Origin of the sequence: Streptococcus sp. 9.1(2021), from assembly GCF_030466425.1 — a bacterium.
GTDB lineage: Bacteria > Bacillota > Bacilli > Lactobacillales > Streptococcaceae > Streptococcus > Streptococcus wuxiensis.
The window spans coordinates 263,626-287,410 of sequence record NZ_JAGQFU010000001.1; the positions used below are offsets into that span (position 1 = coordinate 263,626).

The window sequence follows — 23,785 nt, forward strand, 5'->3', positions numbered from 1 at the left end:
GAGACACACTATGCCAAAATTTAATCGTATTCACTTGGTGGTACTAGATTCTGTAGGAATCGGTGCAGCACCAGATGCTCATAATTTTGTCAACGCTGGTGTTCCTGATGGTGCATCAGACACGCTTGGACACATTTCAAAATCAGTAGGTTTGAATGTTCCAAATATGGCAAAACTTGGTCTTGGGAATATTCCTCGTGAACAAGCCTTGAAGACTGTTCCAGCTGAGAGCAATCCAACAGGTTATGCGACTAAGCTTGAAGAGGTATCACTAGGTAAAGATACCATGACAGGTCACTGGGAAATCATGGGTCTTAATATTACAGAACCGTTTGATACTTTCTGGAATGGATTCCCAGAAGAAATCTTGACAAAAATCGAAGAATTCTCAGGTCGCAAGGTCATCCGCGAAGCCAACAAACCTTACTCAGGAACAGCTGTTATCGACGATTTTGGACCACGTCAGATGGAAACTGGGGAGTTGATTATCTATACATCTGCTGATCCAGTTTTGCAGATTGCTGCCCACGAAGACGTTATTCCTTTGGATGAACTCTACCGTATCTGTGAATACGCTCGTTCGATTACTTTAGAGCGTCCAGCTCTTCTCGGACGTATTATTGCTCGTCCTTATGTTGGTGAGCCTGGAAACTTCACTCGTACGGCTAACCGTCGTGACTTGGCTGTATCTCCATTTGCTCCAACTGTATTGGACAAATTGAATGAAGCCGGTATTGATACATATGCAGTTGGTAAGATTAACGATATCTTCAACGGTGCTGGTATCAACCACGATATGGGTCACAATAAGTCAAATAGTCATGGAATTGATACACTATTGAAGACTATGGGACTTCCTGAATTTGAAAAAGGGTTCTCCTTCACAAACTTGGTAGACTTTGATGCTTTATATGGACACCGTCGTGATCCACACGGCTATCGTGATTGTTTGCATGAATTTGATGAGCGCTTGCCAGAAATTATGGCAGCAATGAGAGAAGACGATCTTCTTTTAATTACTGCTGACCACGGAAATGACCCAACCTACGCTGGTACTGACCATACTCGTGAATATATTCCACTTTTGGCATACAGTCCATCCTTTAAAGGCAATGGATTAATTCCAGTTGGACACTTCGCTGACATCTCAGCAACGATTGCAGAGAACTTTGGTGTTGAAAAAGCCATGATCGGTGAAAGTTTCTTAGATAAATTAGTTTAAGATGATTCGCTACGCTCTACTTGTTAGGGGAATTAATGTCGGTGGAAAGAACAAGGTGGTCATGGCTCAATTGCGTCAAGAATTGACGGAGTTGGGATTAGAAAATGTAGCAACCTACATCAATAGTGGCAATATTTTCTTTAATAGCATTGTGCCTAGAACTAAATTAATAGAGAATTTACAGGCTTTCTTTGAAAGACGCTATCCATTTATTCAGAGTTTTTCCTTGCTGAGTCTTGAAGACTATGAAAAGGAGCTTAGAAATCTTCCTGATTGGTGGAATCATGAGATGGCTCGAAAGGATGTGCTCTTTTACACTGAGGGCTTGGATGTGGATCAAGCCATCGAGAAAGTGAACAGTTTGGAACTGGTCGATGAAGTGCTTCATTTTGGGAAATTAGGGATCTTCTGGGGTAAATTGTCAGAAGCTAGCTACTCTAAAACAGCTTATCACAAGCACTTGCTTAAGATGCCTTTCTATCGCAATATTACCATTCGTAACGCTAATACCTTTGACAAAATTGGTCAATTTTTAAAACATAAAGAAGGAGATACCTAATGACATTATTAAATAAAATCAATGAAACAGCAGCATTTTTGAAGGGCAAAGGAATCGAAGCTCCTGAGTTCGGTTTGATCCTTGGTTCAGGTCTTGGAGAATTGGCTGAAGAAATCGAAAATGCAGTCGTAGTAGACTACTCTGACATTCCAAACTGGGGTCAATCCACAGTAGTCGGACATGCTGGTAAATTGGTTTATGGTGATCTTGCTGGACGTAAAGTCTTGGTTCTTCAAGGTCGTTTCCATTTCTATGAAGGAAATCCTCTTGAAGTCGTGACTTTCCCAGTACGTGTGATGAAAGTTCTTGGATGCGAAGGTGTCATTGTAACCAATGCAGCTGGAGGTATTGGATTTGGGCCTGGTACCTTGATGGCTATCTCAGACCATATCAATATGACGGGGCAAAACCCATTGATGGGTGAAAACTTGGATGATTTTGGTCCACGTTTCCCAGATATGTCTAAAGCCTACACTCCAGAATATCGTGCTACTGCCCATGAAGTGGCTAAGAAACTTGGTATCAAGCTTGATGAAGGTGTCTATATTGGTGTAACAGGTCCGACTTATGAAACCCCAGCAGAAATTCGTGCCTATAAGACATTGGGAGCAGATGCAGTTGGTATGTCTACTGTTCCTGAAGTTATTGTGGCAGCCCACTCAGGCATGAAAGTTCTAGGAATTTCATGTATCACTAACCATGCTGCAGGTTTCCAAGAAGAACTCAACCACGAAGAAGTTGTAGAAGTAACTGAACGCGTCAAAGGCGACTTCAAAGGATTGCTGAAAGCGATTCTTGCTGAATTATAATCATGGTACATGAGTTGAGGAGGAGTCTTCAGAAAATCCCATATAACCTCAAATTAGTTCTAGCGGTCATCATGCTAGGGTTAGTTTCAGGCATATTCGGAATTTTGCTCCATTATCTTTTAGAGCTGGTTGAAGGGATTGCTTTTGGTCAGACAGAGCATACCACTGGATTCTTGACAGATGGTGTTGCCTCATCACGGATAGGCATCAGTTTAATCATCGTGGGTGTCAGTTCTGCCTTGGTCTGGTATTTCTTGCAAAGAAAAGCAAAGATTTTTTCCATCAAAGCGCAGATGAAAGATGAAACATCACAATACAATCTTCATTTTTTAAAACAGCTAGTTCATTCAATTTGGCAGATTGTTGCAGTTGGAGGCGGAGCGCCTATCGGTAAGGAAGCTGCGCCGCGGGAGATTGGAGCTTTATTTGCAAGACCTATTGCCAATATTTTTTCTCTCTCCGTGAAGGACCAAATCTTTCTCATTGCCTGTGGAGCTGGCGCGGGTTTAGCGGCTGTCTATCAGGTTCCATTAACGAGTGTGTTTTTCGTTTTTGAAACCTTGGGAATTGCTATATCTGTCAAACGTTTTTTCTTGGTCGGTCTGACTACATATGTATCAGCTTTTACAGCAGGCTTTGTTGTTTCAGATCATGCTCTCTACCAGATTCCAGCCATGACTTGGCCACTAGGTGATATGTGGCTTGTTCCCTTATTAGTTCTTTTCCTGACTCCACTCGCTTGGCTTTTTAGTCGCTTCAACAAACAAGCTTCTTCAAAGAGAATAAAGGACAAGCGGATACTCTATACTCTGCCGGTAACATTCCTTTTCCTTGTTGGATTGGCTATCCATTTGCCTCATCTACTTGGTAACGGGCGTATGATGGCTCAGGAGATTTTAAACGGCAGTAATGCCAAGACGGTAATCCTCTTATTTGTCTTGAAAGCCTTGGTCGTTTTAGTTACCCTTTGGGCAGGTGCCTATGGCGGTACCTTGACCCCATCTTTTGCCTTGGGGATTGCAGGAGCTGCACTCTTGACCATGATTTTAGGTAGTGGCTACCAGCCAGCAGTCTTGCTATTAGGTTCGGTTTGTTTTTTAGCAGTGACCTTGAAGGCTCCCTTATCTGCAACTGGATTGGTGATTGGGTTCACTGGTCAATCATTAGAGGCTATACCTTTTCTTTTGGTGACTGCATACTTGGCATTTAGTTTTGCTAAAATGTTGGACCGAATCCCTTGGGAGAAATACTTACGACCAAAGATAAGGATAATAGAAAATTAATAAGAATACTCTAGTTTTTCTAATCCAAAATATATTTTTGACTTATAATCAATATCATTTAATAAAGAAAGGTAGAGCATGTGTTCAGATTTGAATAAAAGCGAAAAGCTTTTCTCTATAAAATACACAGAAAGGATGGGTTAATCGTATTCGCTGAACTGAATACGAGTTACTCTCCTCTAAATCATCAAAATTAAAAAAGAAAGGAATTGAACCCACTCTAAAAGCAGTGGGAAAAAGATAGTTGGTCTAGCGAGCATCGCTCACTGCGCCCAACTCCTATTTTCCCTTCGCTTTTTGACGGGTTTGGTATCTTATACTATGTCTATCCATATTGCTGCTAAGCAAGGTGAAATTGCTGATAAAATTCTTCTTCCTGGGGATCCTCTTCGTGCAAAATTTATCGCTGAGAGTTTTCTTGAAGATGCTGTTTGCTTTAACGAAGTTCGTAACATGTTTGGTTACACAGGTACTTACAAAGGTCACCGTGTATCTGTTATGGGAACTGGGATGGGGATGCCATCCATCTCTATTTATGCGCGCGAGTTGATTGTTGACTACGGAGTGAAGAAATTGATCCGTGTAGGAACGGCTGGATCTTTGAATGAGGATGTTCACGTCCGTGAATTGGTCTTGGCTCAAGCAGCTGCAACCAACTCAAACATTATCCGTAACGATTGGCCTCAATACGATTTCCCACAAATCGCTAGCTTTGATCTCTTAGATAAGGCTTACCATATTGCCAAAGGCCTTGGTATGACTACTCACGTCGGAAATGTCTTGTCATCAGACGTTTTCTATTCAAACTATGGTGAAAAGAACATCGAGCTTGGTAAATGGGGTGTGAAAGCTGTAGAAATGGAAGCAGCAGCTCTTTACTATCTTGCTGCTCAACACCATGTCGATGCCCTTGCTATCATGACCATTTCTGATAGCTTGGTCAATCCAGAAGAAGACACTACGGCAGAAGAACGTCAAAACACCTTCACTGATATGATGAAGGTTGGTTTGGAAACATTGATTGCTGAATAAAAGGAAACACAAAAGGAAGATTTTCTGAATGAAAATCTTCCTTTTTTAGTCATTCAGTCCATACTGTGACCTTAATGAAATGTTGCTCTATCGTCTATTTTTTAAGAGATTGCAAGAAATAATCAATCTCTGCTTGAGAATGGAGAATGCGCATCTTCTTAGGGTATGTTTTGTTTAAGTATTGGTATCTATCCTTTGCATTTTTCGTTCGTCCATCCCAAAGAATCCAGCGGATAAACTCCCAGTCAAAACGTTCAGGACAACCGTCTGCCATACTTTCTCTAACTTTTCCTCTGTATCTTAGATAGCGTTTAAAGGCTCTTGCTAAACAATTCCATGCTGAGAAGTTTAAAAAGATAATCTGATCAGCTTGCTCCATTCTTTCCTCGTAGCAACACCAGCTATAGTTGCCGTCGATAACCCAATCCTCATGTTTAGAAAGGAAAGTCTTCATCTCCTTTAACATCCAATCGTGGTCGCTATCTTGCCACCCAGGCTGAAATTGCAATCGGTCTATATGGAGTTTAGGAATGGAGTAGTAGCTGGAAAGTTTTTCTGCCAGAGTAGATTTACCTGAGCCTGAATATCCTATAATAGCAATTTTCATGATAACCTCCAGAAAAATGTGTACAAAAAAAGCTCCGAAGAGCTCATTTTGTATCCAGTTAAAGATTAACCAAGTTTAGCTGCAAGACGTGCTTTATCACGGTTAGCTTTATTCTTGTGGATCAAACCTTTAGTTTCTGCTTTATCGATGGCTGAGCTAGCAGCACGGTAAAGTTCTTCAGATGGGTTTGCTTCAAAAGCTTTGATAGCAGTACGCATAGCTGATTTTTGAGCTGAGTTCTTTTCGTTTTGTTTAACGTTCAATTCAGCGCGTTTGATAGCTGATTTAATGTTTGCCAATGTTCTTACCTCCATATTTACTAACTATACCATTATATCTGAAAACTATTATTTTGACAAGGGGAAATCACTTTTTTAAATAAATTTCATCAATTTCATGATTTTTAGATTTATGAAGAATGACTTCAGCCCGATTTCTGGTTGGTTCGATGTAGTTTTGTAGATTGGTCAAATTAATACTTGTCCAAACCTGATGGGCAAAATCTTTGACTTCACTAATTGGTTGCTGGGTGAAACGATAGTAATAGTTGTTTGGATCATCTTGTGCAAAGCTAAGAAGTTTCAAGAAACGGTCCAAATACCAGCTCTCGATATCCTCGACTGCAGCATCTACATAGATTGAAAAATCGAAGAAGTCTGTAATATAAAGACGGCTGTTATGTGGTGTTTGAAAGACATTAATACCTTCTACAATGACAAAATCTGCTGCTTGAACTCTTTGTGTTTTATCAGGTACGATATCGTAGATTTCGTGAGAATAAACGGGGATATCTACATCCTGACCGTTTTTAAGTTGATCAAGGAAATCGAGCAAGCTTTCCATATCATAACTCTCAGGGAAACCTTTTCGGTTTAGGATGTTTCGCTCATTTAAGATGCTGTTAGGATACAGAAAGCCATCAGTTGTCACTAATTCAACACTTGCTTCTGGAAAAATACGGGAAAGCAAAATTTGTAAGAGTCGGCTAGTAGTTGATTTGCCAACAGCGACACTACCTGAAATTCCGATAATAAATGGCTGATTTTTACTCTCCCTTTGGAGGAAAATCCCTTTTGAAAAGGCTAGGTCTTCTTTGGAGCGTTTGTAGATTTGAATCAGATGAGCTAGCGGCAGGTAAATATCTGTTACATCTTGGAGACTAATCTGGTCATTAAAACTCTTAATCGAATCCAATTCCTCCTCGGTTAAAGGAGGTGTTGTCTTACGATGTAAAGATTGCCAAGTTCCGCGACTGATTTTTTCATAATGTATAAATTCGTTGGTCATAAAATTTCCTCGTTTGATATCTCAGTATACCATAATTTACAAAGAAAGACATCTGAATCATTTGAGAAAAAGCGCTTTCTTTGTTAGAATAGAGGTAGAATAAACATCAAAAGAGGTGATGTTATGAGACTAGTGGTGAATGATAAAATCCTAAAACTGACTAGCTTACTGATTGTGATTCTGTGGTTATCTCCGACTTTAATTGAGTTTACTGTGAGTTTAGGAAGTCAAACCTGTAGTTGGTCTGCCTTTGTCTTGTTGTTCTTGCTACCAATCATTGGTTTTATCTACTTGATTCTCGCCATTTTAACAAGAAAATGGTGGCTTTTCTTGTTTGGTCTAGCCTGTATTTTTTCCTTTGCTATCACTATGGCATTGGGTTCTTACTTGCTCGGTCCCTAAAAGGAAATTCAACTTATATTATTTTCCTACGAATTAATGACAAAGAGAAGCCTTGGTTGTCATGTAAACGATTTACAATTAACTTATTTATGTGGTAAAATGAAACTATGAGTAAAATGTATTATGCAGAAAATCCAGATGCAGCCCATGATGTTCATGAACTTAGAGTTGAGCTACTTGGGCAAAAGATGACCTTTTTGACAGATGCTGGTGTCTTTAGTAAAAAAATGATTGATTTCGGAAGTCAGTTATTGTTAAGGTGTCTAGATGTCGAAAAAGATGAAAAAATCCTTGATGTTGGTTGTGGCTACGGTCCAATAGGTTTGTCTTTGGTTAAAGCTTATGGTGCCCAAGCGACCATGGTGGATATCAATAATCGTGCCCTGGATTTAGCCCAGCAAAATGCAGTAAAAAACAATGTTCAAGCGACTATCTTCCAGTCCAATATTTATGAGCAGGTAGAAGGTCAATTCGATCATGTCATTTCGAATCCGCCCATTCGTGCAGGCAAGCAGGTCGTTCATGAAATCATCGAGAAAAGTATTGATTATCTTATGGATGGTGGAGATTTGACCATTGTTATCCAGAAAAAACAAGGAGCTCCTAGTGCCAAAAACAAGATGGAAGAAGTCTTTGGTAATTGTGAGGTTGTGAAGAAAGACAAGGGATATTATATCCTTAGAAGTGTGAAAGAATGAGAGCAGTAGATCTAATCCAGAAAAAAAGAGACGGACAAGAACTCAGTTCCAATGAAATCCAATGGTTGGTAGAAGGCTATGTAGCTGGAACTGTTCCAGATTATCAAATGTCTGCTTTTGCTATGGCTGTATATTTTAAAGGTATGACCACTAGAGAGATTTCCGATTTGACTATGAACATGGTCAAGACAGGTCAGGAATTTGATTTATCTGCTATTGAAGGTATCAAGGTTGATAAACACTCTACGGGTGGTGTTGGTGACAAGGTAACTTTAATCCTAGCACCCTTGGTAGCTAGTTTTGACGTACCAGTTGCAAAGATGAGTGGTAGAGGTCTGGGGCACACAGGTGGAACAATTGATAAATTAGAGTCCATTAAAGGATTTCAAGTCGAACGCAGTCAGGATGACTTTATCAAACAGGTTCAGGATATCGGGGTTTCAGTTATTGGTCAATCTGACCAACTAGTCAAAGCGGATAAGTTGCTCTATGCACTACGTGATGTGACAGCAACAGTTGATACCATCCCCTTGATTGCTAGTTCTGTCATGAGTAAAAAGATTGCAGCTGGGTCGGATGCTATTTTGCTGGATGTTACTGTCGGTGAAGGTGCCTTTATGAAAACAGTCGACGAGGCGCGAGAACTGGCTCAAACCATGGTGAATCTCGGAAAAGCTGTTGGTCGCAAGACAGTAGCAGTCATTACGGATATGAGTCAACCTTTGGGACGTGCCATTGGGAATCGCTTGGAAATTCTAGAAGCACTAGAAATTCTTCAGGGTAAAGGACGCGAGGATATTAGTCACTTTATCTGTGAGTTAGCTCAGATTATGCTTTCTCTGGCAAATGTTGAAAAAACAGTTGAGGAAGTAAGGCAACATCTTGAAAATGGTCAGGCCCTCAAGAAATTCGAAGCGATGGTCCTCGCTCAAGGTGGAGATTTAGAAGATCTTTATCGACCTGTAACAGTTGATCATGTGGTAGAAATTCCTGCTCATGAAGATGGTGTTATTGAGTCACTGCCAGCCATGGAGTTCGGTCTTTTCGCTATGAGATTAGGTGCTGGTCGTGCAGTCAAAACAGATGCTCTTGATTATGAAACAGGAATTGTTTTTGAGAAGAAAGTTGGAGAATCAGTCAAAAAAGGTGAAATTGTCGCAAAAGTATATGCAAATGGCAAAATTTCTCCGGAACTAGTTACAGATTTCCAAAAATATGTTAAAATTAAAATGAGTGATGAAACGCTAAAAATGCGTGAAATCATCGAAATTATCTCCTAATTTAAGGAAAATCCGAAATGAAATTAAATAAATACATTGATCATACGCTTTTAAAACAAGATGCAACCGAACAACAAATCGATCGTTTGCTATCTGAAGCAAGAGAGTACGATTTTGCCAGTGTTTGTGTGAATCCTTGCTGGGTTTCGCATGCAAAAGCAGGTCTAACAGATACTGATGTCAAGGTTTGTACAGTTGTAGGTTTTCCTCTTGGAGCTACAACTTCAGCTGTCAAAGCCTATGAAACCAAAGAAGCCATCCAAAATGGTGCTGATGAGATTGATATGGTTATCAATGTTGGAGCGCTTAAGTCTGGGAATGCTGACTTGGTCGAATCAGATATTCGAGCAGTTGTTGAAGCAAGTGGAGACAAATTGGTTAAGGTTATTATTGAAGCTTGTTTGTTAACGAATGAAGAAAAAGTTCTGGCTTGCCAACTTGCTCAAAAAGCTGGTGCAGACTTTGTCAAGACTTCTACAGGTTTCTCAACAGGTGGAGCAACTTTGCCAGATGTTCAATTAATGCGTCAGACAGTTGGTCCTGATATGGGGGTCAAAGCAGCTGGTGGAGCTCGTTCTTATGCAGATGCAGTTGCCTTTGTTGAAGCAGGAGCTACTCGAATTGGAACATCTTCTGGTGTTGCAATCTTAAAAGGAGAATTAGCTGATGGCGACTACTGAGTTGATTGAATTAGCGATTGAAACTAGTAAGAAAGCTTACGTTCCCTATTCACATTTTCCGATTGGCGCTGTTTTGGTAGCCAAGGACGGAAGTATCTATACAGGGGTTAACATTGAAAATGCTAGCTACCCCTTGACCAACTGTGGCGAAAGAACTGCAATCTTTAAGGCGGTCTCTGAAGGACAACGAGACTTTTCAGAATTGATTGTCTATGGTCAAACTGAAAAACCAATTTCGCCTTGCGGTGCTTGTCGCCAAGTTATGGTCGAATTTTTTAAACCAGATCTAAAGGTGACTCTAGTCGCCAAAGATAAAACGACGGTCGAGATGACGGTCGGGGAATTACTTCCATATTCTTTTACAGACTTACAATAGTCTGTGTCACTCTCTGAGTGGCAAGGGTCCTTGTGACCAATCAATCCATACTTGCAACTTAGTTGCGCATCTTATTTAGGAGGTTCAGTAATGAACAAGAAACAATGGCTAGGCCTTGGTCTAGTTGCAGTAGCAGCATTTGGACTTGCTGCATGTGGTAATCGCTCTTCTCGTAACGCAGCTTCATCTTCTTCTGATGTGAAGACTAAAGCAGCTATCGTTACAGATACTGGTGGTGTTGATGATAAATCATTTAACCAATCAGCTTGGGAAGGTCTTCAAGCTTGGGGTAAAGAACACAACCTTTCAAAAGACAATGGTTACACTTACTTCCAATCAACAAGTGAAGCTGATTACGCTAACAACTTGAACCAAGCAGCTGGAAGCTACAACTTGATTTTCGGTGTTGGTTTTGCCCTTCACAACGCTGTTGAAGAAGCAGCAAAAGAACATTCAGATAAAAACTATGTTTTGATTGACGATGTGATTAAAGATCAAAAGAACGTTGCTAGCGTTACTTTCGCAGACAACGAAGCAGCTTACCTTGCAGGTGTTGCAGCTGCTAAAACTACAAAAACTAAACAGGTTGGTTTTGTAGGTGGTATGGAATCTGAAGTTATTTCTCGTTTCGCAGCTGGTTTTAAAGCTGGTGTTGAGTCAGTTGACCCATCTATCAAGGTTCAAGTAGACTATGCTGGATCATTTGGTGATGCGGCTAAAGGTAAAACAATCGCTGCAGCTCAATACGCTGCCGGTGCAGACGTTATCTACCAAGCAGCTGGTGGTACTGGAGCAGGTGTCTTCTCTGAAGCTAAATCATTGAACGAAAGTAAAAATGAAGACGAAAAAGTTTGGGTTATCGGTGTAGACCGTGACCAAGTTGATGAAGGTAAATACACTTCTAAAGACGGTAAAGAAGCTAACTTCGTGCTTGCTTCTACATTGAAACAAGTTGGAACAACAGTTCAAGATATCTCAAACAAGACTGAAAAAGGTGAATTCCCTGGCGGTCAAGTTATCGTTTACTCATTGAAGGATAAAGGTGTTGACTTGGCAGTGACAAACCTTTCTGAAGAAGGTAAAAAAGCTGTTGAAGATGCAAAAGCTAAAATCCTTGATGGTAGCATCAAAGTTCCTGAAAAATAATTGAAGGAAGTCATTTCTTAGGAAGCGGCCAGTGGCCGCTTCTTTAAGAATTGAGACAAATGGTTTTGTCTCAATAGAGCTTGCTAAGTTTCTTTAGTAGGTTTTATTGAAACAAAATAAAACTCTGAAAGGAAGAGCACATGGCACACGAAAATGTCATTGAAATGCGTGAAATTACCAAAGTTTTTGGTGAATTTGTCGCTAACGACAAGATTAACCTTGAACTTCGTAAAGGTGAAATTCATGCACTTTTAGGAGAAAATGGAGCTGGTAAGTCCACTCTTATGAACATGCTAGCGGGGCTTCTAGAACCAACTAGTGGTGAAATTGTGGTCAACGGTCAAGTTGTAAAGCTAGATTCGCCATCAAAAGCGGCTAGCTTAGGAATTGGGATGGTCCACCAACACTTTATGTTGGTAGAAGCTTTCACTGTTGCTGAAAATATCATTTTGGGGAGTGAATTGACCAAAAATGGTGTGCTAGATATTGCTCGTGCAACTCGAGAAATCAATGAGTTGTCTGAACGTTATGGCCTTGCTGTGAATCCTTCTGCCAAAGTTGCAGACATCTCTGTCGGCGCTCAACAACGTGTTGAAATCCTAAAGACACTTTATCGTGGAGCTGATATTCTTATCTTTGACGAACCTACTGCTGTTTTGACGCCATCAGAAATTGATGAGTTGATGGCTATCATGAAGAACTTGGTTAAAGAAGGTAAATCAATTATCTTGATTACCCATAAGTTGGATGAGATTCGTGCTGTATCTGACCGTGTTACAGTTATCCGTCGTGGTAAATCTATTGAAACAGTTGAGATTGCTGGTGCGACTAATGCTGACTTAGCTGAGATGATGGTAGGACGTTCTGTTTCCTTTAAAACTGAGAAACAGGAAGCTCAACCTAAAGAAGTTATTCTGTCTATTAAAGACCTAGTAGTAAACGAAAACCGTGGTGTTCCTGCTGTTAAAAATCTCTCACTCGATGTTCGAGCTGGTGAGATTGTCGGAATTGCCGGTATTGATGGAAATGGTCAATCTGAATTAATCCAAGCTATCACTGGTCTTCGTAAGATTGAGTCTGGTAGCGTGGAGTTGAAAGGCCAGTCTATCGTAGGTTTACACCCTCGTCAAATTACAGAAATGAGTGTAGGCCACGTTCCAGAAGATCGCCACCGTGATGGTTTAGTTTTAGAAATGATGATTTCTGAAAATATCGCTCTTCAAACCTACTATAAGGAACCTCTTAGCAAGAAGGGAATCTTAAACTACACCAATATCATCGGGTACGCTAAACAGTTAATGCAAGAATTCGATGTGCGTGCTGCTAGTGAGATTGTTCCAGCATCAGCTCTTTCTGGAGGAAATCAACAAAAAGCAATTATCGCTCGAGAAGTCGATCGAAATCCTGATCTCCTAATCGTCAGTCAACCTACTCGTGGTTTGGACGTCGGTGCTATTGAGTACATTCACAAACGCTTGATTCAAGAGCGTGATAATGGGAAAGCTGTCCTTGTAGTCAGCTTTGAACTAGATGAGATTCTAAATGTCTCTGATAGAATTGCTGTTATCCATGATGGTAAGATTCAAGGGATTGTAACGCCAGAAACAACCAACAAGCAAGAGCTTGGTGTCTTGATGGCTGGTGGTGAATTGGAAAAGGAGAAGAGTGATGTCTAAAAAATTACAACAAATTTCGGTTCCTTTGATTTCTGTTATTTTAGGAATTCTACTCGGAGCCATCGTCATGTGGATTTTCGGCTACGATGCTATCTGGGGCTATGAAGAACTGTTCTACACAGCATTTGGTAGTGTTCGTGGAATCGGTGAAATCTTCCGTGCTATGGGACCTTTAATTCTGATTGCCCTTGGATTTGCAGTTGCAAGTCGTGCTGGTTTCTTTAACGTTGGTCTTCCAGGACAAGCTCTCGCAGGTTGGGTTATGAGTGGCTGGTTCGCCCTCTCTTTCCCAGATTTGCCACGACCATTGATGATTCTTGCGACGATTGTAATTGCCTTAGTTGCAGGAGGAATCGTTGGTGCTATTCCTGGTATTTTAAGAGCCTACCTTGGGACATCTGAAGTTATTGTAACCATCATGATGAACTACATTGTTCTTTATGTGGGCAATGCCTTTATTCATCACTTCCCTAAAGAAATCATGCAAAGTACTGACTCATCCATTCGTGTTAGTGCAAATGCAACCTATCAGACACCATGGCTTGCTGAGTTAACTGGAAATTCTCGTATGAACATTGGAATTTTCTTTGCTATTATAGCAGTAGCGGTTATCTGGTTCATGCTTAAGAAGACAACTCTTGGTTTTGAAATTCGTGCAGTTGGATTAAACCCAAATGCTTCTGAATATGCAGGTATTTCTGCAAAACGTACCATTATTCTATCAATGATTATTTCTGGTGCGCTTGCAGGACTTGGTGGCGCAGTAGAAGGACTTGGTACCTTCCAAAACGTTTATGTTCAAGGTTCATCATTGGCAATAGGATTTAACGGTATGGCAGTAAGCCTACTTGCTTCAAACTCACCAGTTGGAATTCTATTTGCAGCCTTCCTTTTCAGTGTTCTTCAAGTTGGAGCCCCTGGTATGAATGCTGCACAAGTACCATCTGAGCTTGTAAGTATCGTTACAGCCTCAATTATCTTCTTTGTCAGCGTTCACTACATCATCGAACGCTTTGTCAAACCAAGAAGACAACTTAAAGGAGGTAAATAAGGATGTCGATTACAACAATGTTAACCCTTATGGTTTCTTCGATGTTGATTTATGCAGCACCACTTATTTTCACAAGTATCGGAGGAGTTTTCTCAGAACGTGGTGGAGTTGTTAACGTTGGTCTTGAAGGAATCATGGTCATGGGTGCCTTTTCTGGAGTTGTTTTTAACCTTGAATTTGCTCAAGATTTGGGAGCATTAACTCCTTGGTTAGCTCTTCTAGTTGGTGGATTAGTCGGAGCTATCTTCTCGCTCGTTCACGCAGTAGCTACAGTTCATTTCCGTGCAGACCATGTCGTCAGTGGTACTGTGCTTAACTTGATGGCGCCAGCCTTGGCAGTTTTCTTGGTGAAGGTGCTTTATAATAAGGGACAAACGGATAACTTAACGCAAACTTTTGGTCGTTTTGACTTCCCGGTATTAGCTAATATCCCTGTTATCGGAGATATCTTCTTCAAGTCAACTAGTCTACTAGGTTACCTAGCAATTGCTTTCTCATTCCTAGCTTGGTTTATCCTCTTTAAGACTCGCTTTGGACTTCGCCTTCGTTCAGTTGGTGAACACCCACAAGCAGCAGATACTTTGGGTATCAATGTCTACAAGATGAGATATCTTGGAGTTGTGATTTCAGGCTTCCTTGGAGGAATCGGAGGAGCTATTTACGCTCAGTCAATCTCCGTCAACTTCTCAGTTACAACTATCGTAGGACCTGGCTTTATCGCTCTTGCAGCCATGATCTTTGGTAAATGGAATCCTGTTGGTGCTATGCTTTCAAGTCTTTTCTTTGGGCTATCACAAAGTTTGGCAGTTATCGGTTCTCAGCTTCCATTCTTGCAAGGAGTACCAGCCGTTTACTTGCAAATCGCACCATACCTCTTGACCATTGTCGTCCTAGCAGCCTTCTTTGGTAAAGCTGTTGCGCCGAAGGCAGATGGTATCAACTATATCAAGTCTAAATAACAGAAAAAAACGTCAGTTGAAACTGACGTTTTATTTTTTTGGTTCTTGGTGCGTTAGGTTAAGTCCCCAAGGAATGAGATTTTCTGTTTTATTTTGGATACGTTTGATATTGTCCTTGTGGCGTACAATTACTAGACTTGCAAGACCAATAATAATCACAGTAAAAAGTAGGTCATAACTAGTTAAAATAAATCCAAAGAGAGGAAACAGAAGGACGCCAATAATTGCAGCAATAGCAGCAGAGATACTAGAGAGGGAAATCATACTTCCTAGATAAAGAATTCCAAAGAAAATGACTGCAAGGTAAAGGCAAAAGAGAGGAGCAAAACCAAAAATAACTCCTGCGCTGGTTGCAACAGCCTTACCACCCTTAAATTTGGCAAAGATAGGGAAGGTGTGGCCGATGACTGCTAAAAGCCCAAAGACGATTGGTGAAACTCCCTGCACATGGAAGATTAGTGGAAGTAGAGTGGCCAAAGTACCTTTAAAGAAATCAATTACAAAGGTTGCCATTCCAGCTTTTTTGCCTAAGATTCGGAAGGTATTGGTCGTTCCAGTATTCCCAGATCCATGTTCTCTTAGATTGATGTTAAAGAATATTTGTCCAATCCACAAGCCTGAAGGAATTGAACCCAATAAATAAGCTAAAATTAATAATACTATTGTCATCATGTTTCTATTATACCATGAATTAGGAGAGAAACGGAACTGAATCTGTTTACTAGCTGTGACATCTGATACTTTGCCAAAGTTGATAAGTTTTTCATGAGTACTATTTTTATTCAAAAATAAAGGCTAAAGTTTTAAAAATTCATGAAAATTTCTGAAAACTTGATTTTGTGTTTATTTATGCTATAATAGGAACAATTATTTTTAGGAGGTGGAATATGTCTTACTTATTTGAGATATTACCTAGTTTATTGAGCGGTGCGACAATGACTTTACAAGTATTTGCACTGGTCTTACTCTTTTCAATTCCTTTAGGTATTTTGGTTGCCTTTTGCTTACAGGTCCATTGGAAACCCCTCCATTACATGATTGATGTTTATATCTGGGTGATGCGTGGTACACCATTGCTCTTGCAGTTGATTTTTATTTATTATGTCCTCCCAAGTATCGGAATTCGACTTGATCGGGTGCCAGCAGCGATTATTGCCTTTACGTTTAATTATGCAGCCTATTTTGCAGAAATATTCCGTGGAGGGATTGCAACGATTCCTCAAGGACAATATGAAGCAGCTAAGGTTTTGAAATTCAAACCTATCGATACCGTCCGCTATATTATCTTGCCACAAGTAACTAAGATTGTTTTACCAAGTGTATTTAACGAGGTTATGAGTTTGGTTAAAGATACTTCTTTGGTCTATGCACTCGGTATTTCAGATTTAATCCTAGCTAGTCGTACAGCCGCCAATCGTGATGCGAGCTTGATTCCAATGTTTCTAGCAGGAGCTATCTATCTGCTTATGATTGGTATCGTTACAATCCTAGCTAAGAAACTTGAGAAAAAGTTTAGCTACTATAGATAGGAGATTATCCATGTTAGAGTTAAAAAATATCAGCAAAAAGTTTGGAAAAAAAGAAATTTTATCCAATTTCAATTTAACAATTCCTGAAAAGCAGATTTTGGCTATTGTTGGACCTTCTGGTGGTGGGAAGACAACCTTGCTTAGAATGTTGGCTGGACTTGAAACCATTGATTCAGGTGAGATTTTTTATAATGGAGAATCCCTACCTTTGGATGAACTTGAAAAGCGTCACTTATTAGGTTTTGTGTTTCAAGATTTTCAGCTATTTCCTCACTTATCCGTTATTGAGAACTTGATTTTGTCACCCATCAAGACTATGGGCATGTCTGAAGCAGATGCCAAGAAGAAGGCAACCGACTTACTCGCTCGTCTGGGGCTCGAAGCTCATGCGGATGCTTATCCATTCTCATTATCTGGTGGTCAAAAGCAACGGGTTGCCTTAGCGCGTGCTATGATGATAGATCCTGAAGTGATTGGCTATGACGAACCAACTTCAGCCCTTGACCCTGAGTTGCGTCTCGAGGTTGAAAAACTGATTCTACAAAATCGAGAATTAGGCATGACTCAGATTGTTGTGACTCACGATCTCCAGTTTGCAGAGAATATTGCTGACCAGATTCTCAAAGTAGAGCCTAAGTAGGAGGTATCTATGAATCGAAAGAAAATCAGCCTTGTTTTTGTATTCTTTCTGGCTTTTTTCCTGGTAGGATGCACACAAAAAGCTAGTGATCCCAAAGTCGATAATTGGGACAAATACCAAGAACAGGGTACCATTACCATCGGGTTTGACAATACCTTTGTTCCCATGGGCTTTGAAGAAAAGAATGGGCAATATGCTGGATTTGACATTGATTTAGCACAGGCTGTTTCTGAGAAACTTGGTTTCAAGGTACAGTTTCAACCCATTGATTGGGACATGAAGGAAACCGAACTTCAAAACGGCACTATTGATGCTATCTGGAATGGATATTCAGCGACTGATGAACGCCGTGAGAAGGTTGCTTTTACCATTCCTTACATGGAAAATCAGCAGGTTCTAGTCTCTAAGAAATCTCAGAATATACAATCAGTGTCTGATATGACAGGCAAGGTTTTGGGTGCCCAGGCAGGATCTTCTGGTTATATAGATTTCGAAGCTCAGCCAGAACTCTTGAAAAACATTGTAAAAGATCAAAAAGCCAACCAATATCAGAGTTTTAACGAAGCTTTGATTGACTTGCAAAATGATCGGATTGATGCCCTTTTAATTGACCGTGTGTACGCCAATTATTATCTTGAAACTGAAGGAATTTTAGACAAGTATGAGATTTTTCCTGCTGGTTTTGAGAGTGAGTCTTTTGCAGTTGGTGTGAGACCAGCTGATAAGACCTTGTTAGCAAATTTGAATAAAGCTTTTGAAGAACTCTATCAAGAAGGTAAATTCCAAGAAATAAGCAAGAAATGGTTTGGTGAAGATGTGACTACAAATCAAATTAAAGGAAAAGAAAACTAAGATTTTTATCTTGGTTTCTTTTTTTGGTATAACTAGGTGATGTTTTTGCTAAAAATACTTGGGAATAGGCTTTTTAACTAGAAAAACTTTGCAAAATCCCTAGAAAACCTGTAAAATAGTAAAGATGAACAAATAGGAGGTTCCTTGTGTCAAAAAAGGAAATCAATATTAACAATTATAATGATGATGCCATTCAGGTGTTAGAAGGGTTGGATGCGGTCCGTAAACGTCCAGGGATGTATATCGGATCGACTGACGGTGCTGGTCTCCACCACCTTGTCTGGGAAATCGTCGATAATGCTGTCGATGAGGCCTTGTCTGGATTTGGTGACCGGATTGATGTAACCATTAATAAAGACGGAAGTTTAACGGTTCAAGACCACGGACGTGGAATGCCGACTGGAATGCACGCTATGGGAATTCCAACGGTTGAGGTTATCTTTACCATCCTTCACGCCGGAGGAAAATTCGGTCAGGGTGGATATAAGACATCAGGAGGTCTCCACGGGGTTGGATCTTCTGTCGTCAATGCCCTCTCTAGTTGGTTAGAGGTAGAAATTACTCGTGATGGAGCAGTTTATAGACAGCGTTTTGAGAATGGAGGCAAACCAGTTACCACTCTAGAAAAGGTTGGGACTGCACCTAAGTCTAAGACAGGCACCAAAGTGACCTTCATGCCTGATGCCAGTATCTTTTCTACGACAGACTTTAAGTACAATACCATTTCAGAGCGTCTCAATGAGTCAGCTTTTCTCTTGAAGAATGTAACCTTGTCATTAACGGACAAGCGAACAGATGAAGCAATCGAGTTCCATTATGAGAACGGGGTACAGGACTTTGTTTCCTACCTCAACGAAGACAAGGAAACCTTGACACCAGTTCTATACTTTGAAGGGGAAGACAATGGTTTTCAAGTAGAAGTAGCCCTTCAGTATAATGATGGCTTTTCAGATAACATCTTATCCTTTGTCAATAACGTCCGTACCAAAGACGGTGGAACGCATGAGACAGGACTCAAGTCAGCCATTACCAAGGTTATGAATGACTATGCCCGTAAGACAGGCCTTCTCAAAGAAAAAGATAAAAATCTTGAAGGATCAGATTACCGTGAAGGATTGGCGGCTGTTCTTTCTATCTTGGTTCCGGAAGAACATCTTCAGTTTGAAGGACAGACTAAGGACAAACTTGGAAGTCCACTAGCTCGTCCAATCGTTGATAGTATTGTTGCTGAAAAACTGACTTTCTTCCTTATGGAAAATGGGGAACTGGCTTCAAATCTGATTCGTAAAGCTATCAAGGCTCGTGATGCCCGTGAAGCAGCCCGTAAAGCGCGTGATGAGAGCCGCAATGGCAAGAAAAACAAAAAAGACAAGGGATTGCTTTCTGGTAAATTAACGCCAGCCCAGTCTAAAAACCCAGCTAAGAATGAACTCTACCTAGTCGAGGGTGATTCTGCCGGTGGCTCTGCCAAACAAGGTCGTGACCGCAAGTTTCAGGCTATTTTGCCTCTTCGTGGTAAGGTCATCAATACAGCCAAGGCCAAGATGGCAGATATCCTCAAAAACGAAGAAATCAACACCATGATTTATACCATCGGTGCTGGTGTTGGGGCAGATTTCTCCCTTGAAGATGCCAACTATGACAAGATCATTATCATGACCGATGCGGACACCGATGGTGCCCACATTCAAACCCTTCTCTTAACCTTCTTTTATCGCTACATGCGTCCTTTAGTCGAGGCAGGACATGTCTATATTGCCCTTCCTCCTCTTTACAAGATGTCCAAAGGTAAAGGAAAGAAAGAAGAAGTGGCCTACGCTTGGACGGATGGCGAGCTAGAAGAACTTCGCAAGCAGTTCGGTAAAGGTGCTACCCTTCAACGCTACAAGGGTCTTGGTGAAATGAATGCGGACCAGCTCTGGGAAACAACCATGAACCCAGAAACTCGTACCCTCATTCGTGTCACGATTGAAGACTTAGCACGCGCAGAACGTCGTGTCAATGTCCTCATGGGTGACAAGGTCGAACCACGCCGTAAGTGGATTGAAGATAATGTCAAGTTTACGTTGGAAGAAGCGACAGTGTTTTAAAATTAGGATATAAATACAAATGGAGGACAAGATATGTCTGAAAATCTAAGTGAAGAGCAAGTGAAAGAAGCTCTTGAAAGTGGCTATGCGCAATCTGAGGCCTTATTAAACGATAAAGATGAATTAGATGATTTTTTGTACCGTTTGGAGCAAAAAATTAAAGAGATGCCATTGGTTGGTAAGAAATTTACAATGATCCCAGTCATGATTTCTTTAGTGAAAAATTATGTTCAAGGGAAATACACCACGGTTCCTTATGGGACTATTTTAGCCGTTTTAAGCGCACTTATTTATTTCCTTTCCCCAATTGACATTATTCCAGATTTTATTCCGTTAGCAGGTTTCTTGGATGATATGGCTGTTGTGGGACTTTGTATGAATATGGTCAAAACAGACATTGAAACCTATGATAAATGGCGTCAGTCTCAAGGATTGATCTGAAAAATCGTCTATATTTCTTAATTTTAGCTTTCTAAAAGAGGTGTAAATCATGATCAGTTTATTGTTTGATACTCCTTTTCTTGTGATAGTCTTGGTACTAGGCGCAGTTACATATATGATTGCTAAACCAGGAAAACCTGAGAAAATTCGCTTTCTTGAATTCTTACTATTAACTATAGTAACCACAGGTGTCTTTTTATTTGATAATCCTTTAAGGTCTAATCCTTATGCAGGTTTGCTTTTCTATGTTTTTGACTTTTATATTTTCACACCAGTGAGCCTTGCTTTTGGATTCACAACTATTTATAAGAGCAATAAACATATCAAACATTATCCTAGTGGTTACTCAAAATTTCTTAAGATAAATGCCTGGTTTTTAGCAATATTTTCGATTATTAACTTCCTCTTTTTAATGCTGACTGAAGAAATGGGAATTCTATTTCTATTACCACTTTTTGGAATCAGTTCTATTATCCAATTTATAGTCGGAGAACTTGAAAGAAAAAGAGTTCAGAAACTTCTTAAGCAAAGAAATGAAGATGCTGTTATTCAGAACATAGAGACCACTGAGGAAGAACCACATGAGAACTGACCAGGAAATGCTTGAACTGATTTTAGGAACAGCTAAAAAGTTACAAGTTGATGCTGTGGCACTATCTGGTTCACGTACTGATACAAAAGCACCAAAAGATGAGTTTCAGGATTACGACGTAGTCTATGTTGTGGACGACTTAGACACTCTAACGAATGACCTTTCTTGGCTGGACCAGTTCGGTAAACGCGTCATTGAGCAAGAGGTTACTCTTGGACATCGACGTCTCTACCTCATGCTTTTCGAAGATGGGAAAAGCATTGACCTAACCCTCTGTCCTAAAGAACACATTAACGAGTGGGTAGCTAGCGAAGCTGATTATACAGTTTTAGTAGATGAGAAGGATTTGTTTGAGTCTTATTCTCCCAGTCCTCAGCGTTTCTGGACAAGCCCAGCTAGTGAGACGGATTTTGAAAAAACTTGTAATGAATTTTGGTGGGTGTCAGCTTACGTAGTTAAAGGGATTTATCGAAAACAAGTCATCTATGCGACCGACTGAGCTCAAGGGCAAGGTTCCCAGCCAGAATAAGACCGTCCGCCTCAAGCTGCAGGAAATCTATGATTTCCTTGTGGACTATACTGCCATCGGTGCTTATGCTTATCCCGAAAGAACTCACATGGTCAATTTTCGCGACCCCCTCAACACCATCCGCAGCCGCTATAAAAAACGCAAGCCACCTAAGAAGGCGAGGGAAGAAGCGACGGAGAGCAACTAGAATATAACTAAATTTGAGTTAAAAAATTGTTAGTGGTCGCATCGGATTTGAAAGGAGTAGAGAATGATAATCAGACCTGCAAGCACAAAAGATTGTCAAGCTATTTATGCCCTTTATCAAAATGAAAAATGGATTTCTTTTACAGAGGAAAAAGTGACATCATTATTTTCAACAAATCTGTCCCATTACTTGGTAGTTGAAGAGAACCAGAAAATCCTTGGTTTTGCCCGCTACTTGACAGATGAAGTGATGACGACCTTTTTAGCTGAAATAGTTATTGATAAATGCCACCGTAGAAAAAGACTGGGGCAGCAGCTGATTGAGGAGATCCACAAAAAATATCCTTTGACACGGATTGAATTAATATCTGAAGCAGATGGATTTTATCGGTCAATAAGTTTTAAGCCTGTTGGTACAGGATTTAGAAAATCTGAATGAAAGGAGACAGCCAATGACGCTTGACAACAAATTGGGTCTGACAGATTCGCTTGAACTAGCCAAGATGGTTATGCGACGGAGGCTGCCAAGCCTGTCTAGACTTTGCTTTTCAGCAAGCTGGCTTGTTAGAAGTTTACTCTTTTACATCCTTACTCAATCAACTTTCGCAAAAAGTCATGCAAAAACTGAGCATGGAATTTGTCAAAGAATTTGATAATGAAAAAGTTCCAGCAGACAGTCCGCTTTATAGACATGTCCTCTACAGAATCAAGAGTTTCCACTAAAAAGGCAGGTATTCCCATGAGAACTGAAACTGAAATGATGAATCTGATTTTACAAATAGCTGAAAGTTTAAAAGTCGAGGCTGTCGCTTTATCTGGTTCACGAACGGATACAAAAGCTCCAAAAGATGAGTTTCAGGATTACGACATAGTCTATGTTGTAGACGACTTAGATACTCTAACAAGTAATCTTGCTTGGTTGGACCAGTTTGGCGCTCGTATCATTGAGCAGCATAATATCCTAGGCAACCGTCGTCTCTACCTCATGCTATTTGAAGATGGCAATCGGATTGATTTAACCCTCTGTCCTAAAGATTACATCAACGAGTGGGTGGATAGTGAGGCGGGCTTCACAGTTTTAGAAGATAAGAAGGGGATTTTTGAGACTTATTCTCCAAGTCCTCAGCGCTATTGGACGGCACCAGCCAGTGCGACTGACTTTGACAAATCTTGCAATGAATTTTGGTGGGTGTCAACTTACGTGGTCAAAGGAATTTGTCGTAATCAGCTCATCTATGCGACTGACCATCTCTACGGTATTTGCCAGCAAGAACTCTTGAAAATCTTAGCTTGGCAGGTGGCAAGTGATAGAGAAGCAGTCGACATCGGTAAAAACTACAAGTATCTCTTTAACTACTTGACTGCTGAGAAGGAGAAGGAATTCTCAAATCTGCTTGATTTCTCGAGTTTAGACAAAATCATTCAATCTTTATCGGCTACGATGCAACTTTTCCATCAGGAAGCTCAAAGCCTTGCTCAAAAGATGGACTTTAAGTATGAAAAAGAAGTGGCTGAGAAGATGATGAGATATGCTGAGGAAAACCTTCTAAATCATTAAAAAAATAAAGAACGAAACTTAAAAGATTAAACTACGGAAAGGGACGTTTGGTTACTGAGGGTAACTAATTTCCTTTACTCTGTAAAACCTACTCTACATTCTTTGAAAGGAGTTGAACACGCCCTAAATACTGGGTGGAAACTCCTGACGCATCTTTTAAAACGTATTTTAAACTACAGAAAGGATAGTTTGGTTACTAGAGGTAACTGAACACGGGACTAATTTCTTATGAAAAAAGATAAATCGTCTAGGGTTCATCGAACCCTGCATCGATTTCCTATTTTTCTACAGAAATTTTCGG

Annotated in this window: 26 protein-coding genes and 3 pseudogenes; 25 read left to right on the forward strand and 4 right to left on the reverse strand. The window is 40.3% G+C overall.

Going from position 1 to position 23,785, the window contains the following annotated elements; genetic code table 11:
* Positions 1–10: 10 nt before the first annotated feature.
* From KBU52_RS01280 to deoD, 5 genes are all read left to right on the forward strand, one after another.
* Positions 11–1,222: a phosphopentomutase gene (locus tag KBU52_RS01280; RefSeq protein ID WP_254724058.1), complete on the forward strand. Its 1,212-nt coding sequence runs from the start codon at positions 11–13 to the stop codon at positions 1,220–1,222.
* A 1-nt stretch (position 1,223) separates the two neighbouring features.
* Positions 1,224–1,781, forward strand: a complete 558-nt coding sequence (locus KBU52_RS01285) for a DUF1697 domain-containing protein (RefSeq protein WP_254724059.1) — start codon at positions 1,224–1,226, stop codon at positions 1,779–1,781.
* On the forward strand, positions 1,781–2,590 hold the full coding sequence (locus tag KBU52_RS01290) for a purine-nucleoside phosphorylase (RefSeq protein ID WP_247935307.1): 810 nt from the start codon (positions 1,781–1,783) through the stop codon (positions 2,588–2,590). The genes KBU52_RS01285 and KBU52_RS01290 overlap by 1 nt, the downstream gene beginning before the upstream one ends.
* Positions 2,591–2,592: 2 nt before the next feature.
* On the forward strand, positions 2,593–3,873 hold the full coding sequence (locus KBU52_RS01295; RefSeq protein ID WP_254724060.1) for a chloride channel protein: 1,281 nt from the start codon (positions 2,593–2,595) through the stop codon (positions 3,871–3,873).
* A gap of 321 nt (positions 3,874–4,194) precedes the next feature.
* On the forward strand, positions 4,195–4,905 hold the full coding sequence (gene deoD, locus KBU52_RS01300; protein WP_254724061.1) for a purine-nucleoside phosphorylase: 711 nt from the start codon (positions 4,195–4,197) through the stop codon (positions 4,903–4,905).
* Between the two features lie 94 nt (positions 4,906–4,999).
* Here the strand turns inward: deoD and KBU52_RS01305 are convergent, their stop codons facing one another.
* The 3 genes from KBU52_RS01305 to coaA form a co-directional block, all read right to left on the reverse strand.
* Positions 5,000–5,512, reverse strand: coding sequence for a DNA topology modulation protein (locus tag KBU52_RS01305; RefSeq protein ID WP_254724062.1), 513 nt, complete (start codon positions 5,510–5,512; stop codon positions 5,000–5,002).
* A 65-nt stretch (positions 5,513–5,577) separates the two neighbouring features.
* Positions 5,578–5,826: a 30S ribosomal protein S20 gene (gene rpsT / locus KBU52_RS01310; RefSeq protein WP_029689886.1), complete on the reverse strand. Its 249-nt coding sequence runs from the start codon at positions 5,824–5,826 to the stop codon at positions 5,578–5,580.
* A gap of 52 nt (positions 5,827–5,878) precedes the next feature.
* Positions 5,879–6,799, reverse strand: a complete 921-nt coding sequence (coaA, locus tag KBU52_RS01315) for a type I pantothenate kinase (protein WP_006148720.1) — start codon at positions 6,797–6,799, stop codon at positions 5,879–5,881.
* A gap of 123 nt (positions 6,800–6,922) precedes the next feature.
* On the opposite strand from coaA, the gene KBU52_RS01320 reads away from it, so the two are divergent.
* From KBU52_RS01320 to KBU52_RS01360, 9 genes are all read left to right on the forward strand, one after another.
* Entirely contained in the window at positions 6,923–7,201 is a 279-nt protein-coding gene (locus KBU52_RS01320; RefSeq protein ID WP_254724063.1) for a 1,4-dihydroxy-2-naphthoate prenyltransferase, read from the forward strand.
* Positions 7,202–7,308: 107 nt separating this feature from the next.
* Positions 7,309–7,899, forward strand: a complete 591-nt coding sequence (locus tag KBU52_RS01325) for a class I SAM-dependent methyltransferase (protein WP_134805404.1) — start codon at positions 7,309–7,311, stop codon at positions 7,897–7,899.
* A complete protein-coding gene (locus tag KBU52_RS01330) occupies positions 7,896–9,179 on the forward strand; it encodes a pyrimidine-nucleoside phosphorylase (RefSeq protein WP_254724064.1) in 1,284 nt (427 codons plus the stop codon). The genes KBU52_RS01325 and KBU52_RS01330 overlap by 4 nt, the downstream gene beginning before the upstream one ends.
* Before the next feature lie 17 nt (positions 9,180–9,196).
* On the forward strand, positions 9,197–9,859 hold the full coding sequence (gene deoC, locus KBU52_RS01335) for a deoxyribose-phosphate aldolase (RefSeq protein ID WP_254724065.1): 663 nt from the start codon (positions 9,197–9,199) through the stop codon (positions 9,857–9,859).
* Positions 9,846–10,235 (forward strand): cytidine deaminase, encoded by a 390-nt coding sequence (locus tag KBU52_RS01340; protein ID WP_004253174.1) that lies wholly within the window; start codon positions 9,846–9,848, stop codon positions 10,233–10,235. The genes deoC and KBU52_RS01340 overlap by 14 nt, the downstream gene beginning before the upstream one ends.
* Before the next feature lie 90 nt (positions 10,236–10,325).
* Entirely contained in the window at positions 10,326–11,381 is a 1,056-nt protein-coding gene (locus KBU52_RS01345; RefSeq protein WP_195183300.1) for a BMP family protein, read from the forward strand.
* A gap of 140 nt (positions 11,382–11,521) precedes the next feature.
* The gene (locus KBU52_RS01350; protein ID WP_006148713.1) at positions 11,522–13,057 is read left to right on the forward strand and encodes an ABC transporter ATP-binding protein; all 1,536 of its coding nucleotides are present in this window, start codon (positions 11,522–11,524) and stop codon (positions 13,055–13,057) included.
* Positions 13,050–14,108, forward strand: coding sequence for an ABC transporter permease (locus KBU52_RS01355; RefSeq protein ID WP_254724066.1), 1,059 nt, complete (start codon positions 13,050–13,052; stop codon positions 14,106–14,108). Before KBU52_RS01350 ends, KBU52_RS01355 begins: the two co-directional genes overlap by 8 nt.
* Before the next feature lie 2 nt (positions 14,109–14,110).
* Entirely contained in the window at positions 14,111–15,067 is a 957-nt protein-coding gene (locus KBU52_RS01360; protein ID WP_254724067.1) for an ABC transporter permease, read from the forward strand.
* 30 nt (positions 15,068–15,097) lie between these two features.
* Here KBU52_RS01360 and plsY read toward each other — a convergent pair whose 3' ends face one another.
* Positions 15,098–15,739 carry a glycerol-3-phosphate 1-O-acyltransferase PlsY gene (gene plsY / locus KBU52_RS01365; protein WP_049495867.1) on the reverse strand — a complete coding sequence of 214 codons (642 nt, stop codon included), beginning with the start codon at positions 15,737–15,739 and terminating at the stop codon, positions 15,098–15,100.
* 215 nt (positions 15,740–15,954) lie between these two features.
* On the opposite strand from plsY, the gene KBU52_RS01370 reads away from it, so the two are divergent.
* The 11 genes and pseudogenes from KBU52_RS01370 (at position 15,955) to KBU52_RS01415 (ending at position 23,484) form a co-directional block, all read left to right on the forward strand.
* On the forward strand, positions 15,955–16,596 hold the full coding sequence (locus KBU52_RS01370; RefSeq protein ID WP_254724068.1) for an amino acid ABC transporter permease: 642 nt from the start codon (positions 15,955–15,957) through the stop codon (positions 16,594–16,596).
* A gap of 10 nt (positions 16,597–16,606) precedes the next feature.
* Positions 16,607–17,236 carry an amino acid ABC transporter ATP-binding protein gene (locus tag KBU52_RS01375; protein WP_254724069.1) on the forward strand — a complete coding sequence of 210 codons (630 nt, stop codon included), beginning with the start codon at positions 16,607–16,609 and terminating at the stop codon, positions 17,234–17,236.
* Positions 17,237–17,245: 9 nt separating this feature from the next.
* Positions 17,246–18,088: an amino acid ABC transporter substrate-binding protein gene (locus tag KBU52_RS01380; RefSeq protein ID WP_254724070.1), complete on the forward strand. Its 843-nt coding sequence runs from the start codon at positions 17,246–17,248 to the stop codon at positions 18,086–18,088.
* Between the two features lie 146 nt (positions 18,089–18,234).
* A complete protein-coding gene (gene parE / locus KBU52_RS01385; RefSeq protein ID WP_254724071.1) occupies positions 18,235–20,178 on the forward strand; it encodes a DNA topoisomerase IV subunit B in 1,944 nt (647 codons plus the stop codon).
* Between the two features lie 33 nt (positions 20,179–20,211).
* Positions 20,212–20,619 carry a YkvA family protein gene (locus KBU52_RS01390; protein WP_254724072.1) on the forward strand — a complete coding sequence of 136 codons (408 nt, stop codon included), beginning with the start codon at positions 20,212–20,214 and terminating at the stop codon, positions 20,617–20,619.
* Positions 20,620–20,668: 49 nt separating this feature from the next.
* Positions 20,669–21,211, forward strand: coding sequence for a hypothetical protein (locus KBU52_RS01395; protein ID WP_254724073.1), 543 nt, complete (start codon positions 20,669–20,671; stop codon positions 21,209–21,211).
* Positions 21,201–21,707, forward strand: a pseudogene (locus KBU52_RS01400) (aminoglycoside 6-adenylyltransferase); the annotation flags it as partial. The gene KBU52_RS01395 and the pseudogene KBU52_RS01400, both read left to right, overlap by 11 nt.
* Positions 21,706–21,927 (forward strand): annotated as a pseudogene (locus tag KBU52_RS01405) (hypothetical protein); the annotation flags it as partial. The pseudogenes KBU52_RS01400 and KBU52_RS01405, both read left to right, overlap by 2 nt.
* 63 nt (positions 21,928–21,990) lie before the next feature.
* Positions 21,991–22,365, forward strand: coding sequence for a GNAT family N-acetyltransferase (locus KBU52_RS01410; protein WP_254724074.1), 375 nt, complete (start codon positions 21,991–21,993; stop codon positions 22,363–22,365).
* Positions 22,366–22,431: 66 nt separating this feature from the next.
* Positions 22,432–22,649, forward strand: a pseudogene (locus KBU52_RS08850) (GNAT family N-acetyltransferase); the annotation flags it as partial.
* Between the two features lie 16 nt (positions 22,650–22,665).
* Positions 22,666–23,484 carry an aminoglycoside 6-adenylyltransferase gene (locus KBU52_RS01415; RefSeq protein WP_254724075.1) on the forward strand — a complete coding sequence of 273 codons (819 nt, stop codon included), beginning with the start codon at positions 22,666–22,668 and terminating at the stop codon, positions 23,482–23,484.
* The last annotated feature ends 301 nt before the right edge of the window (positions 23,485–23,785 follow it).

Excerpts from the sequence above, each read along its gene's own strand:
- KBU52_RS01390 (WP_254724072.1), top strand. The coding sequence starts at position 20,212 with ATGTCTGAAAATCTAAGTGAAGAGCAAGTGAAAGAAGCTCTTGAAAGT.
- KBU52_RS01370 (WP_254724068.1), top strand. The coding sequence starts at position 15,955 with ATGTCTTACTTATTTGAGATATTACCTAGTTTATTGAGCGGTGCGACA.
- KBU52_RS01330 (WP_254724064.1), top strand. The coding sequence starts at position 7,896 with ATGAGAGCAGTAGATCTAATCCAGAAAAAAAGAGACGGACAAGAACTC.
- KBU52_RS01290 (WP_247935307.1), top strand. The coding sequence starts at position 1,781 with ATGACATTATTAAATAAAATCAATGAAACAGCAGCATTTTTGAAGGGC.
- plsY (WP_049495867.1), bottom strand. The coding sequence starts at position 15,739 with ATGATGACAATAGTATTATTAATTTTAGCTTATTTATTGGGTTCAATT.
- coaA (WP_006148720.1), bottom strand. The coding sequence starts at position 6,799 with ATGACCAACGAATTTATACATTATGAAAAAATCAGTCGCGGAACTTGG.
- KBU52_RS01395 (WP_254724073.1), top strand. The coding sequence starts at position 20,669 with ATGATCAGTTTATTGTTTGATACTCCTTTTCTTGTGATAGTCTTGGTA.
- rpsT (WP_029689886.1), bottom strand. The coding sequence starts at position 5,826 with ATGGAGGTAAGAACATTGGCAAACATTAAATCAGCTATCAAACGCGCT.
- KBU52_RS01350 (WP_006148713.1), top strand. The coding sequence starts at position 11,522 with ATGGCACACGAAAATGTCATTGAAATGCGTGAAATTACCAAAGTTTTT.
- KBU52_RS01280 (WP_254724058.1), top strand. The coding sequence starts at position 11 with ATGCCAAAATTTAATCGTATTCACTTGGTGGTACTAGATTCTGTAGGA.
- KBU52_RS01345 (WP_195183300.1), top strand. The coding sequence starts at position 10,326 with ATGAACAAGAAACAATGGCTAGGCCTTGGTCTAGTTGCAGTAGCAGCA.
- KBU52_RS01380 (WP_254724070.1), top strand. The coding sequence starts at position 17,246 with ATGAATCGAAAGAAAATCAGCCTTGTTTTTGTATTCTTTCTGGCTTTT.
- deoC (WP_254724065.1), top strand. The coding sequence starts at position 9,197 with ATGAAATTAAATAAATACATTGATCATACGCTTTTAAAACAAGATGCA.
- KBU52_RS01375 (WP_254724069.1), top strand. The coding sequence starts at position 16,607 with ATGTTAGAGTTAAAAAATATCAGCAAAAAGTTTGGAAAAAAAGAAATT.
- KBU52_RS01360 (WP_254724067.1), top strand. The coding sequence starts at position 14,111 with ATGTCGATTACAACAATGTTAACCCTTATGGTTTCTTCGATGTTGATT.
- deoD (WP_254724061.1), top strand. The coding sequence starts at position 4,195 with ATGTCTATCCATATTGCTGCTAAGCAAGGTGAAATTGCTGATAAAATT.
- KBU52_RS01355 (WP_254724066.1), top strand. The coding sequence starts at position 13,050 with ATGTCTAAAAAATTACAACAAATTTCGGTTCCTTTGATTTCTGTTATT.
- KBU52_RS01305 (WP_254724062.1), bottom strand. The coding sequence starts at position 5,512 with ATGAAAATTGCTATTATAGGATATTCAGGCTCAGGTAAATCTACTCTG.
- KBU52_RS01285 (WP_254724059.1), top strand. The coding sequence starts at position 1,224 with ATGATTCGCTACGCTCTACTTGTTAGGGGAATTAATGTCGGTGGAAAG.
- KBU52_RS01325 (WP_134805404.1), top strand. The coding sequence starts at position 7,309 with ATGAGTAAAATGTATTATGCAGAAAATCCAGATGCAGCCCATGATGTT.
- KBU52_RS01415 (WP_254724075.1), top strand. The coding sequence starts at position 22,666 with ATGAGAACTGAAACTGAAATGATGAATCTGATTTTACAAATAGCTGAA.
- KBU52_RS01340 (WP_004253174.1), top strand. The coding sequence starts at position 9,846 with ATGGCGACTACTGAGTTGATTGAATTAGCGATTGAAACTAGTAAGAAA.
- KBU52_RS01320 (WP_254724063.1), top strand. The coding sequence starts at position 6,923 with ATGAGACTAGTGGTGAATGATAAAATCCTAAAACTGACTAGCTTACTG.
- KBU52_RS01410 (WP_254724074.1), top strand. The coding sequence starts at position 21,991 with ATGATAATCAGACCTGCAAGCACAAAAGATTGTCAAGCTATTTATGCC.
- KBU52_RS01295 (WP_254724060.1), top strand. The coding sequence starts at position 2,593 with ATGGTACATGAGTTGAGGAGGAGTCTTCAGAAAATCCCATATAACCTC.